Below are 12,987 nucleotides of genomic sequence, written 5' to 3' on the forward strand. Positions count from 1 at the left end.
GTGTAAATGATGAAAGGAAAATTGGAATTATGGCTGAGGGCAGCTTTTCAGCTGAGAGCATCGGATGTTCACTTAACCGTTGGCATGCCGCCGGTTTTCCGGATTAATGGTGATTTAAAAAAATACGGAAACGAGCCGCTGCTGCCGGAAGACACGTACGGGATTGCCCGGTCGATTATTCCTTCTGAAAGCTATGAAACATTCAAAGAAAAGGGAGAACTTGATTTTTCCTACGGCATAAAAGGAGTATCCCGTTTCAGGATCAATACATACCATCAGCGGTCGTGTGTCAGTCTGGCGATCCGGGTTATTCCTACAAGCATCCCGACTCTGGAGGATCTTGCCCTTCCTGATACGTTAAAAAAGATGGCAGTAAAGCCGCAAGGGCTGATCCTGGTAACAGGGCCGACGGGAAGCGGGAAATCGACCACTCAAGCTTCTATCATTGATTATATGAACCGCACGATGCGACGCCATATCATCACACTTGAAGACCCGATTGAGTATTTGCACCGGCACAATACGTGCATCATCGACCAGCGTGAAGTCGGGTTTGATACGGCTAACTTTGCTAACGGGCTTCGTTCATCGCTCAGACAGGATCCTGATGTCATTCTGCTGGGGGAAATGAGAGATTTGGAGACGATCTCAACAGCCATAACAGCTGCGGAAACGGGACATTTGGTGTTAGGAACGCTTCATACAAGCAGTGCACCGTCCACGATCGACCGGATCATAGACGTGTTTCCGCCGAATCAGCAGGGGCAGATCCGCATTCAGCTGGCTTCCGTGCTTGTCGGTATTCTTTCACAGCGTTTGTTCCCAACTCCTGATAAGAATGGAAGAAAAGCCGTAACAGAAATTCTTTTAAACAACTCTGCAGTTGCCAACTTGATCCGCAATGAGAAAATTCACCAGATCCATAATGTCATGCAGACGAGCAAGGCATCGGGCATGCATACCTTTGAGATGTCGCTGAAGGAAGCGTTGGAACGGCAGGAAATATTAAAAGAGTCGGCTGAGCCTTACCTTCAGGAGAGGAGTTACTAGCATGCCCCAATTTCAATATACCGGCAGGGACAGGACCGGCAAAAAGAAAACCGGTACCATTATCGGAATTTCTAAACGGGAAGTGGTGCTCAAGCTCCGTGAGAAAGGCATCGCGGTCATGGAGCTGAATGAAGCAAAGCAGACTCTCCTGAACAAGGAGATTTCCATCGGGCCGCGGGTAAGGTCCCAGCAGTTTGTTATTTTTCTTCGGCAGTTTTCCACCTTGCTGAAAGCCGGTGTCTCAGTGGTTGACTCAACTTCAATCCTTGCCGGCCAGACCGAAAGCAAGGCATTGAAAAAGGTACTGATTGATGTGGAAGAAGAGCTGAGACAGGGAAATCCGCTCTCGGCAGCGATGGGGAAACACTCTGCCATCTTTCCTTCCATCGTCATCAATATGATTGCAGCTGGAGAACTTGGGGGCAGTCTGGAGGAAACGTTATCCAGACTTGCTGATTTTTTTGAGAAGCAGCACTATACGAGGCAGAAGATCATTTCAGCGATGACGTATCCGGCCATCGTCGGAGTCGTCGCCGTTGGGGTAGTTATATTCTTGCTGGCAAAGGTTGTGCCGACGTTTGCTTCCATGCTTGAAGAGGCTGGAGGAGAACTTCCGGGTATTACAAAGTTCGTTCTCTCAGCCAGCCATTTTGTTCAGGGATACTGGTGGATTATCTTGGTGCTTGTTTTTCTATTTTCTCTATCAATCTATCTCATCAGAAAAAAACCGTCTGGTAAATATTACCTAGATTATGCTATATTGAAATTACCATTATTCGGTAAAATGTTACAAAAGTCCTCATTGGCACGGATGGCTCGTACCTTGAGTTCACTGTTCTCCAGTTCCGTGCCTGTGCTGCAGGCTCTATCAATAGTGGAAAAGGTAGTAGAAAACGAGGTGGTTGCCCGAGTTCTGAGACAATCAAGAGGCGCACTTGAGAGAGGGCAGCGTTTAGCTGAACCGATGAAAGAACACTGGATCTTTCCACCGCTCGTTACACAGATGATCGCGATCGGTGAGGAAACAGGATCGCTCGATGCGATGCTTGGAAAAGTAGCTGATTTCTATGAAAAAGAGGTTGAAACCGCGACCGACCGGCTCAAATCCTTAATTGAACCGCTTATGATCATCTTTCTCGCCTCAGTGGTCGGGACAATAGTTATATCCATCATTGTGCCTATGTTTAAAATCTATGATTCCGTCGGAAAGTAGTCGGAAAGTTATAAAAATTACCTGAGCTAACCGATATATAAGAAAAAAGGAGGAATACGGATGCGTAAGTTAATGAAAAAGTATTTGAAGAATGAAGAAGGTTTAACACTTATTGAGCTTTTGGTTGTCGTAGTTATTTTGGGGATTATCGCAGGGATTGCTGTTTTGAGTATTGGAGGGATTTTAGATAATTCCAAGAAGGATGCGCATGTTGCGAATGCTCAGCAAATGGTTAATTCGGCTAAAATGTGGGTTACCGGTAATGCAAATGGAAGTACTTTCACAGGAAATACTGAAACTCTAACATTGCAAAAATTATATGATGAAAATTTGATTGATCCAATGAGAGATCCCGATTCTAAAGCAGATTATGCTGACAAGACTAATAGTAAAGTAGTAATAACTAAAAGCGGTTCGCAATACACTTACAGAGTTACTCTAAAAGGTATAGAAAAAGAAATAATTTCTAAATTACCTTCTGAATTAGACCGATCCGCGGTAACTAAAGTACAAGCAACAAATACAGGAGGAAATTAAATAAAAAAACCCTCTCACTAACACTTGAGAGGGTTTTAACCTATTTAATTTTTGAGGGAAAAATGATGATAATTATTTTATTCATATATACCTGTATTATGGGATTAATCTTAGGCTCCTTCTTCAACGTAGTCGGCTTGCGCATCCCAAACAACGAATCTATCGTGCACCCAGGCTCCCACTGCACAACCTGTGACCGTAACCTTAACTGGTACGAACTCATTCCTGTCTTTTCTTGGATTTTTCAAAAAGGAAAATGCAGAGGCTGCCAAACGAAAATATCAGCTCTCTACCCAGTAATAGAATTATCCACCGCACTTCTTTTTACGATTTCGCCATTATTGGTGGGATGGTCAAAGGAACTGCTCGTTTCCTGGTGTCTGATCTCGCTCCTTGTTATTATCACGGTTTCAGATATCAAATACATGATCATTCCAGATAAGGTGCTATTATTCTTTACTCCCGTTTTTATTGTTTTGCGCGTTTTTATACCGCTTGATCCTTGGTGGGATCCTGTTGCTGGCTTTGCTCTCGGTTTCGGGCTGCTGTTCCTCATTGCTGTTGTATCAAAAGGAGGAATGGGTGGCGGAGACATCAAGCTGATGGGAGTTCTTGGCATTGTCCTTGGCTGGAAGGCAACGTTGCTAGCTTTTATGCTGGCCACGCTGTTTGGATCGGTACTAGGCCTTGCGGGTTTAGCGTTAAAGCTTGTGAAAAGAGGGCAGCCGATTCCATTTGGCCCCTATATTGTACTTGGCACTCTCGTATCCTACTTTTTTTATCACGAGATCATCAACTGGTACTTTCAATTAATGAACTGAGTTGAACATAGACAGAGGTGGAGAAGAAATGGCATGGGGATTGGCTTCATTTAACCGCAGGAAAGCAAACTTATTCATACAGGATCATGTCATTCGTTTCGTGGAATTTAAGCAGCCGGAAACGCTTGATATTCGTCAATTTGGGGAAAAGTATCTGCCTGAAGGGCTTATTAGGGATGGTAAAATTCAGGATCATGAAACTCTTTCTCTTATTTTGGACGAGTGTGTTAATGACTGGGGGATTAAAGGGAGAGAAGTGCAATTTAATGTGCCCGATGCAAAACTCGTGATGCGCAAACAAAACCTGCCCTCTGAATTGAAAGAGGAGGAGATCAAGGGGTACCTTTATTTGGAATTGGGTTCCACCATCCATGTGCCGTTTGATAATCCTGTATTTGACTATGTGATCCTTAACCGATCGGAGTCTTCTCTTGAAATATTGCTGTTTGCGGCGGCAGAAGAAATTGTGTCGGATTACACTTCGATGCTTGAACAGGCGAAATTGAAGCCCGTTGTTGCGGATGCTTCTTTCTTGGCGCTGTACCGTTATATTTTTCATCGCAGTTTGGCGGATCAAGAGGAACACATCCTTTGCCTTCAGTTTGATATCCAGTCGATTCAGCTTAGTATCTTTCATCAGCATAAACCATACTTCTTCAATCATTTGAAAATGGATGTGGATCTGTCAAACGTTACATTTAACCATGCACATAACAGCCAAGCGGCCTTTTGGGACGGAGAACCTGGATATTTGCATGGTGAAATTGATGATATGATGCTGGAAATTGACCGGATTGCCGGACACTATCGAAACAATTTAAGCTCGGGACAAGAAAGTGTGACGAAAATTCTGCTGACCGGTGAACACCCAGAACTGGTTTATGTGAAAGAGAAGCTTTCTGCCCGGTTTTCCGTTCCAATTGTAATTATTTCTTCTGAATCCAACCAGAGAATTTCAGCAGATCTTCCATCCAGGTTTGATGTCGTGCTTGGCCTTGGTTTGAAAGAGGTGCAGCATGTTAGTTGATATCAACCTGCTGCCGCGAAAAGAGCGGACCACCTTTTCGTCCAAGCTGCTGTCTATTGGTGTCCTAGCCCTTCTGCTTTTGGGAAGCATCTGGCTTGGGGTGGATTATTATCTTGCAAAGCAAGAGGTTAACCAGACGCGGAATGACCTTAAACAAGAAAAGCAAATGGCTGATATTCAAAAGCAGAATGCGATAAGCACAAATCCTGCCGTAGCGAGTGCGCCGCTTCAGGAAAAGATCGACTATATTAAAGGTATGGAAATACCTGCAGCCGAACTGCTTCAGCATCTTGTCTCTTTCCTGCCGGAGCGCGGCTATTTTATAACGTACAAATATGATGGCGGTAAAGATATTTCCATAGCTGTTCAGTTTGATACATTGCCTGATTCTGCACAGTACTTGCATGAGCTGTCAACATCACCGAATTTTACGGATGCGGAGCTTGAAAAAGTGGAATCGAAAAAATTGGAAACTGATGATCTTAAAGGTGAAAAAAATATACTTCCAAGATACTTGGCGACCTATAAGCTGACGTTAAACGAAGCGGCATTTAAAGACTTAAAGGATGGCGGAAAACAATGACCGAATCACTAAAAAAATACATTCTTCCGTTTTCAGCTGTTATCGTCCTGTTTGCTGGCGCCTTGTTTTATGTTGGGGTTATTACTCCTTTGCATGAAGAAGCCCACCATAATGAAACGGAGACCAAGCAGCTGAAGAAGCAGAACGAGATGCCAGTCGACCATGAAGCTTCAGCTCCATCCATGATTGAAAATACGTATGCTCTTCAGCAAGAGGTGCCGGTCAAACCTCTCGTTGACCAATTCATGCTTCAGCTGGAAAAAGCGGAGGTCCTTTCTGACAGTATTATTGAAGGAATGGAATTTAAAGGAGAGGATGGATCGGCGGCTCCTGCTCAGGGACAGCAAACTTCCCAGTCAGCTAGTACTGGTTCTTCTTCCCGGAACTCATCTAACACTTCAGAAACGAATTCAACAACAGCTTCACAAACTGGAAAAACGGTAGATCCAAAGACAATTTCCGATAAAGAAACAGCAGCTGTTCCTCTTGCCGGAGCGCCTCTTCCTGAAGGCGTAAAAAAAACCAGTGTGGAGCTTACCGTTACTTCAAAGGACTATAATGGGCTAGCCCGGTTTGTAAAAGAGGTGGAAAAACTGAAGCGGATCTCGATTATTGAGGGAGTCGCTTTTACTGGTCCGGAGGAAGAACTTCCATCGACAGAAGATACGCCTTTAATGGCAGAGGATCAGCCTGAAGGACTATCTTTTAAAATTTTAATCAGTGCCTACTATTTGCCGCAGCTGACGCAATATATGAAAGATCTGCCGAAAATGAAGTTTGATCAGCCAGTAGAAAAAAAGGATCCGCTCACAAATGCTGAGCTTCCAAATGAAAAGAAAAAATAAGGACAAAGCGCTCTTTGGAGTGTTTTGTCTTTTTCTTTTCTATTCTAGTAAATAACATTCTTTTAGTTCTATGAAATGGGTGATCTGCATACCATGTTTACTAGATGATAGAACAAAGGAGCGGATGTTATGAAGGACCAAAAGCCGATCACGGTATTGATCAACGGCAAAGCCACTGCCTATAAAGAAGTGCAGAAAGAGCAGGAGACTTCGACGAAGGAAATCGCGGCGGCTGTTTATACAGAAGAAGCAGCAGGGTGGGAGATTATTGATTCGGAAGGCGCCGGAAAAGTGCTTGATTTCAAAAAAGTAATTTCCCCCGTTCCTCGCCCGTCGACTTTACGGAAAAAATGGTCCAAACGCAGAATGATACTCATGGATCATAAAAGGAACACCAGTCTGTTCTCAAAAAAATTCATGACTGCAGTCCTTGCTGCGATTGTAACAGGCTGCACGTTTGGAGCCATTATCCTTATGCTTTTTACCGGTGAAACGGCATCGACCCATAGCCAGACAGTGGCTGCCCAACCTGGTAATGCGAGCTCCAAAGCACAGGCTCCGGCAACAATTTCAAATATCTCCATGGACTTTCATGCCGCTCAGAATGGCCTCTTTTCAACAGAGAAAAAAGCGAAGGAAATAAGCGAGAGCATTAAAGATCAAGGATATGCAGCGGCTGTTTACAAACAAGGGGCAAACTATTCTGTCCTCATCGGGCTAGGCAATAAAAAAGAAGAGGCCCAAACACTGGCGGATGTTTATAAGCTTAAAGGAGTGGAAGTGTGGCCAAAACAGCTCGATGCTTCCTATACGAACTTGAAAATTCCGCACAAGATGGATGAACCATTTATCGTGAACGGCAAGATTCTCCTGCAGAATGTGATTACCCTTTCCCAGGTACCGTCGCTCAGCAAGAAAGCGAAGGATTCGATCATGAAAGATTATGAAGGATGGAAAGCATACGGTGATAAGCAGCATGAACAATGGCCAGCCAAACAGGAAAAGGCTGTTAAAAACTATGAGGAGGATATTTCCCGGGCGTTAACCAAGCTGACGGCAAACCGGTCTGACGAGGCTGACTGGCCGCTGCAGCAATCTGTGCTCGACAGCTTTGTGTCCTATACAAAGCTCCTTGAAACCTTAAAATAGCCTATAATGAAGCAAAGCGGGGTGAACCTGCCTTGCTTCATTTATGTTTACCATATAAAAGAAATCCGACAAATTTTAAAATAAAATGTTAAATCAAGACATAAACAGACAAGGTTTGGCGAAAAATTAATAGAACAATCATGATAAACGGATTACTTATTGTCTAACTTTGGAGATTTTGATATGCTTAATTCAATCTCTCTTGAAGTTAGACAGTTTTAGTGAACCGCTAATTAAAAGGGTGATTATATGAAACGCCTCATACTAGCCTCTTCTTCACCTCGAAGAAAAGAACTTCTTTCAATGAACCTTCTCTCGTACGAAGTTATTCCAAGTACTATTCAAGAGGTCATGGATCCCTCATTGTCACCTGAAGAGCTTGTTTGTTCGCTTGCCAGGCAAAAAGCGGAAGATGTATTTGGGCTGCACTCGGAACATGTGGTGCTTGGTGCAGATACGATTGTTGTGAACAATGGTACCGTATTGGGAAAACCGGCTGGAAGGGAAGAAGCCGTCGCTGCTCTCCGTTCGCTCTCAGGCCGGACTCATACCGTGTATACAGGTGTCTGCATTCTGTCCGAAGGCGTAGAACGTTTGTTTTCAGTTTCTACAGACGTAACGTTTTGGGAGCTAACAAACGCAGAGATCGAATATTATGTGAACAGCGGAGAACCGTTTGATAAAGCCGGCAGTTATGGGATCCAGGGATTGGGCGCAAGGCTCGTCCAGTCGATCGCCGGAGATTTTTACAGCGTGGTGGGATTGCCAGTATCCAGAGTAGTAAGGGAGCTTGAAAGCTTTGGAATCAGCGCAGTCAGTCAGGAAGATGACATTTAAGGAGGAATACGTAAGTGGGCGAAACACCGCTTATGATTCGAGATTATCCTGTACAAGAACGGCCGCGTGAGCGAATGCTCAACAGCGGACCGGAAACCCTGGCGAACCATGAACTCCTGGCTATATTATTGAGAACAGGATCAAAGAACGAATCTGTCCTTCAGCTTGCGAACCGAATCATTCAGCATTTTGAAGGACTTCGTTTTTTGAAAGACGCAACGATTGGTGAATTGAAAGAAATTCACGGAATTGGGGATGCGAAAGCCGTTGAGCTTCTCGCGGCCATTGAATTGGGAAGGCGCATCAGCCGATTGCCGTTTGACGAACGGTTTGCGATCCGCTCTCCTGACGATGGGGCTCAATACATGATGGATGAACTGCGCTTCCTTCAGCAGGAGCATTTTGTCTGTCTCTATTTAAATACGAAAAATCAAATCATCCACAAGAAAACGATTTTCATTGGAAGCCTGAATTCATCGATCGTCCATCCTAGGGAAGTTTTCAAGGAAGGATTCAGAAGGTCTGCGGCTTCCATTATTTGTTTCCACAATCACCCAAGCGGTGACCCCGCTCCGAGCAGGGAAGACATCGACGTTACAAAAAGATTAGTAGAATGCGGAAAAATGCTCGGAATCGAGCTTTTGGACCATATTATTATCGGCGATTTAAAATATGCAAGTTTAAAAGAAAAAGGTTATGTTTAACATTGTCATTTGCGCTTTTGTTAGCGTATAATCATATTTATGAGTTTTGCTTGATGAAAGGAGTTACATAAATGTTTGGTGGATTTTCAAGAGATTTAGGGATTGATTTAGGGACTGCTAACACTCTTGTTTACGTGAAGGGTAAGGGTGTTGTTGTGCGTGAACCTTCCGTGGTGGCATTGCGAACTGATACAGGATCAATTGAAGCAGTAGGGAACGATGCGAAAAATATGATTGGCCGTACACCAGGAAACATTGTAGCGGTTCGTCCAATGAAAGACGGAGTCATTGCGGATTTTGAAACAACAGCAACAATGATGAAGTATTTTATTCAGCAGGCACAGAAGAACCGTTCTGTATTTGCTAGAAAACCAAATGTCATGGTCTGTGTTCCCTCTGGAATTACAGCGGTTGAAAAACGTGCAGTAGAAGATGCAACAAAACAAGCTGGAGCCCGTGAAGCGTATACGATCGAAGAGCCTTTTGCAGCAGCAATCGGTGCAGATCTTCCGGTATGGGAGCCTACAGGAAGCATGGTCGTTGACATCGGCGGCGGTACTACAGAAGTGGCGATCATTTCCCTTGGAGGAATTGTAACGAGCCAATCGATCCGTATTGCCGGAGATGAGATGGACGATGCAATTATTCAGTATATTAAGAAAACCTACAACTTGATGATTGGTGAGCGTACAGCTGAAACGCTTAAACTTGAGATCGGTTCTGCCGGTTCTGCAGACGGAATTGAGAACATGGACATCCGCGGCCGTGATTTATTGACAGGCCTGCCGAAAACCATTACGATTTCGGCAGAAGAAGTTTCCAGCGCTCTTAGAGATACGGTTAACAGCATCATGGAGGCAGTAAAAGTGACACTTGAAAAAACACCTCCTGAACTTGCAGCTGACATCATGGACCGCGGAATTGTACTTACTGGAGGAGGAGCTTTGCTTCGTAACCTGGATAAGGTGATCAGTGAAGAAACCAAGATGCCTGTCATCGTTGCTGAGAACGCATTGGACTGTGTCGCTGTCGGAACAGGACGCGCACTTGAAAACTTGCATCTTTTCCGTTCAAAGGCCGGGATTACTTCTCGTTCGAAAACAAAGGCTTAAGTAGGTGTTTAGATCGTGCCACAATTTTTCTCAAACAAGCGGCTAATTATTCTTCTTGCGAGTATCATAGTCTTGGTGGCAATGATCGGTTTTTCTATGAAAGATCGTGAAGAATTAAGCTGGCCGGAACAATTTTTAAAAGATACGGTTGGTGTAAGCCAGTCGCTGTTTTATAAACCCGCTAACTCTATAGCGGGTTTCTTTGAGAACCTGACAGAAATGAAGCATATGTATCATGAGAACAAACTGCTGAAATCCAAGCTGGATGAATATGCACAGCTGTCTGTGGATGTGCAGGAACTGAAAAAGGAAAACAAAACATTAAAGAGCCAGCTCGAAAAAGAGGCTGATCTTACGGAGTATAAGGTGAAGGAGGCTTCTGTCATCGGACGCTCTCCTGATCGATGGAACAAATTCATCTTTGTGAATAAAGGATACAGAGACGGTGTCAAATCCAAGATGGCTGTAGTTTCACCTGAAGGATTCATCGGCAAAGTGGCGAAGGTATCTGCTTTCCATTCCACGATACAGCTGATCAGCGACAACGACAGGACGAACCGTTTTTCCGCTATCGCTGAAAGCAATAAGCGCATTTTCGGAATGATTGAAGGCTATGATTCTAAGAAACAGGCATTGCTGTTTAAAAAGATACCGGTAAATGCCAAGCTGGAAAAAGGCCAGAAGGTGATTACATCGGGTCTTGGCGAAGTCTTTCCGCGCGGGCTGCTGATCGGAACAGTCAAGGAAGTGAAGCCGGATGAATATGGGCTGACAAAGACCGCATATTTAAAGCCGTCTGCTAATCTTTATGATCTTGATCACGTGATGATTCTTGATCGGTCGATGCCTCAAGTCGATGAAAACGAATTTAAAGCAAAGGAGGAAGAATAATGAATAGGATTCTTCTTCCTTTTATTACCTATATTGCGTTTGTGGCTGAGAGTACGGTCATGCAGGTACTGGCACCCGAACATTATGGATGGGGCTTCCTGTTGATTCCGCATTTTTCTCTTGTCCTGATCATTCTGATGTCATGCTATCTTAAACCTTCGTTTGGCATCGTGTACGGGATGATCTTTGGGCTTCTTACTGATCTTATCTATACAGATCTGATCGGTGTGTACATGTTTTCTACCGCATTGGTGGCTTACTTTATTTCTGTTTTATCCCGCTATCTTTTCAGCAACTTTTTTGTTGCTATACTTTTAAGTGCAGCCGGGGTGGCAGGACTTGAATTTATGGTTTATGGATTAAACTCTTTAATTGGTATTGCCGATACAAGTATAGACTCCTTCTTTTATGACAGGCTGCTTCCCACGCTGATCTTGAACGCTGTGTTTACGATTCTCGTTTATTATCCGTTTGTTAAGCTGCTGAAAAAGGTGAAGAAAACCATCCATGAAAACTAATGGACATAAAAAGAGGATTATTTATAAAGTTGTCGAATGAAAGTATGTTGAGGTGAACGATGGCAATGGCACAAAAACTCCAACATAATGTTACAATAAAAGGCACGAAAGACGGTCTTGTCCTGCTGTTGGACGACCTATGCTCATTTGAGCAGCTGGTCGAGGAGCTACATGATAAATTATCCGACGACCATGGACAGTTGCTGAATGGACCGCTTATTTCAGTCATTGTCAAAACCGGCAACCGGTATTTATCAGACCAGCAGTCGGAGCTGGTGCGTGAAATTATCGGACAAAAGCAGAACCTGGACATCAAGCGGTTTGAATCCAATGTCATTACGGTGGCTGAAGCGGAGGAAATGAAGAAAGAAGCTCAGATCATGAGAGTTTCAAAAGTCATCCGTTCCGGCCAGGTGTTAAGTGTTCAGGGGGATCTTTTGCTGATCGGAGATGTAAATCCAGGCGGCACGATAATGGCAACCGGCAATATTTTTGTGATGGGTTCGTTAAAAGGCATCGCCCACGGAGGATCATCCGGTAACCGTGAAGCGGTTATTGCCGCTTCTGTCATGAAACCCACTCAGCTAAGAATTGCGGATCTGATCAGCCGGGCGCCTGACCATTATCCGGAAATTGGGCATGAAATGGAATGCGCCTATATTTCTGATGAAGAAAATCAAATTTTGATTGACCGAATCAGTACAGTACATAGAATCAGGCCCAATTTGAATCGTTTATAGTAAGAAAGGGGAATGAATCATGGGAGAGGCAATAGTCATTACTTCTGGGAAAGGGGGAGTCGGTAAAACTACGACTTCTGCGAATATCGGTACGTCCCTTGCCCTTTCTGGTAAAAAAGTATGTCTTGTTGATACTGACATCGGCCTTCGCAATCTGGATGTGTTAATGGGTCTGGAAAATCGAATCATTTATGATCTGGTTGACGTCGTCGAAGAGCGCTGCAAGCTTCACCAGGCGCTGATTAAAGATAAACGGTTTGAATGTTTATTCCTTCTTCCTGCCGCGCAGACCAAGGATAAAAGCTCCGTTCAACCGGAACAGATAAAGAAAATCATTACAGAATTAAAACAGGATTATGATTACGTCATCATCGACTGTCCTGCTGGTATCGAACAAGGATTCAAGAATGCAGTTGCAGGTGCGGACAAGTCCATCGTGGTGACAAATCCTGAAATTTCTTCGGTTCGTGATGCTGACCGTATTATCGGATTGCTTGAACAAGAAGAAGTGGAAGCTCCTAAACTGATCGTTAACCGAGTACGAAACCACCTGGCTAAAAGCGGTGACATGCTTGATGTGGATGAGATTGTATCCATCCTTGCCATTGAGCTGATCGGCGTGGTCGTTGATGATGAGAATGTCATCAAAGCGGCAAATAAAGGTGAACCGATCGCGATGAACCCCGATAGCAAAGCGTCCATCGCCTATCGGAATATCGCAAGACGAATTCTTGGAGAATCTGTCCCTCTGACTACGATTGATGAGGAAAAAGGATTCTTCTCAAAAATTAAAACGTTGCTGGGAATGAGATAATTCATTCCCAAATTTCCTTCATTGAAAGGGAGAGGCAGTCCATCTGCCCTTCCCCGGACTTGGAGGATTTTTTATTCTTCAGGCAAAGACCCTTTCTTCCTCTGTCATAAGGCCCGCGGACAAGTCATAAGATGTGGTATAACATG

Annotated in this window: 15 protein-coding genes; all 15 read left to right on the forward strand. The window is 44.1% G+C overall.

Annotation, left to right across the window (positions count from 1 at the left end):
- Positions 1-9: 9 nt before the first annotated feature.
- The 15 genes from OKX00_RS08155 (at position 10) to minD (ending at position 12,841) form a co-directional block, all read left to right on the forward strand.
- Positions 10-1,050, forward strand: a complete 1,041-nt coding sequence (locus tag OKX00_RS08155; RefSeq protein ID WP_265410499.1) for a type IV pilus twitching motility protein PilT — start codon at positions 10-12, stop codon at positions 1,048-1,050.
- Position 1,051: 1 nt separating this feature from the next.
- Positions 1,052-2,263 carry a type II secretion system F family protein gene (locus OKX00_RS08160; RefSeq protein ID WP_265410066.1) on the forward strand — a complete coding sequence of 404 codons (1,212 nt, stop codon included), beginning with the start codon at positions 1,052-1,054 and terminating at the stop codon, positions 2,261-2,263.
- 60 nt (positions 2,264-2,323) lie between these two features.
- Positions 2,324-2,800 (forward strand): type II secretion system protein, encoded by a 477-nt coding sequence (locus OKX00_RS08165; protein WP_265410067.1) that lies wholly within the window; start codon positions 2,324-2,326, stop codon positions 2,798-2,800.
- A 65-nt stretch (positions 2,801-2,865) separates the two neighbouring features.
- Positions 2,866-3,621, forward strand: coding sequence for a prepilin peptidase (locus OKX00_RS08170; protein ID WP_265410500.1), 756 nt, complete (start codon positions 2,866-2,868; stop codon positions 3,619-3,621).
- A gap of 28 nt (positions 3,622-3,649) precedes the next feature.
- Positions 3,650-4,648, forward strand: a complete 999-nt coding sequence (gene pilM, locus OKX00_RS08175; protein WP_265410068.1) for a type IV pilus biogenesis protein PilM — start codon at positions 3,650-3,652, stop codon at positions 4,646-4,648.
- Entirely contained in the window at positions 4,638-5,231 is a 594-nt protein-coding gene (locus tag OKX00_RS08180) for a PilN domain-containing protein (protein WP_265410069.1), read from the forward strand. The genes pilM and OKX00_RS08180 overlap by 11 nt, the downstream gene beginning before the upstream one ends.
- Positions 5,228-6,076: a hypothetical protein gene (locus tag OKX00_RS08185; RefSeq protein ID WP_265410070.1), complete on the forward strand. Its 849-nt coding sequence runs from the start codon at positions 5,228-5,230 to the stop codon at positions 6,074-6,076. The genes OKX00_RS08180 and OKX00_RS08185 overlap by 4 nt, the downstream gene beginning before the upstream one ends.
- A 129-nt stretch (positions 6,077-6,205) precedes the next feature.
- A complete protein-coding gene (locus OKX00_RS08190; protein WP_265410071.1) occupies positions 6,206-7,225 on the forward strand; it encodes an SPOR domain-containing protein in 1,020 nt (339 codons plus the stop codon).
- A 249-nt stretch (positions 7,226-7,474) separates the two neighbouring features.
- On the forward strand, positions 7,475-8,062 hold the full coding sequence (locus OKX00_RS08195; RefSeq protein WP_265410072.1) for a Maf family protein: 588 nt from the start codon (positions 7,475-7,477) through the stop codon (positions 8,060-8,062).
- 32 nt (positions 8,063-8,094) lie between these two features.
- The gene (gene radC / locus OKX00_RS08200) at positions 8,095-8,766 is read left to right on the forward strand and encodes a RadC family protein (RefSeq protein WP_265410501.1); all 672 of its coding nucleotides are present in this window, start codon (positions 8,095-8,097) and stop codon (positions 8,764-8,766) included.
- Positions 8,767-8,837: 71 nt separating this feature from the next.
- A complete protein-coding gene (locus tag OKX00_RS08205) occupies positions 8,838-9,878 on the forward strand; it encodes a rod shape-determining protein (RefSeq protein WP_053357693.1) in 1,041 nt (346 codons plus the stop codon).
- A 15-nt stretch (positions 9,879-9,893) separates the two neighbouring features.
- The gene (mreC, locus tag OKX00_RS08210; protein WP_265410073.1) at positions 9,894-10,769 is read left to right on the forward strand and encodes a rod shape-determining protein MreC; all 876 of its coding nucleotides are present in this window, start codon (positions 9,894-9,896) and stop codon (positions 10,767-10,769) included.
- On the forward strand, positions 10,769-11,287 hold the full coding sequence (mreD, locus tag OKX00_RS08215) for a rod shape-determining protein MreD (RefSeq protein ID WP_091004189.1): 519 nt from the start codon (positions 10,769-10,771) through the stop codon (positions 11,285-11,287). The genes mreC and mreD overlap by 1 nt, the downstream gene beginning before the upstream one ends.
- A gap of 65 nt (positions 11,288-11,352) precedes the next feature.
- Entirely contained in the window at positions 11,353-12,027 is a 675-nt protein-coding gene (gene minC, locus OKX00_RS08220; RefSeq protein ID WP_265410074.1) for a septum site-determining protein MinC, read from the forward strand.
- 19 nt (positions 12,028-12,046) lie between these two features.
- Positions 12,047-12,841: a septum site-determining protein MinD gene (gene minD / locus OKX00_RS08225; RefSeq protein ID WP_053357697.1), complete on the forward strand. Its 795-nt coding sequence runs from the start codon at positions 12,047-12,049 to the stop codon at positions 12,839-12,841.
- The last annotated feature ends 146 nt before the right edge of the window (positions 12,842-12,987 follow it).

The organism is Fictibacillus sp. KU28468 (assembly GCF_026153615.1).
GTDB classification, from domain to species: domain Bacteria; phylum Bacillota; class Bacilli; order Bacillales; family Fictibacillaceae; genus Fictibacillus_C; species Fictibacillus_C marinisediminis.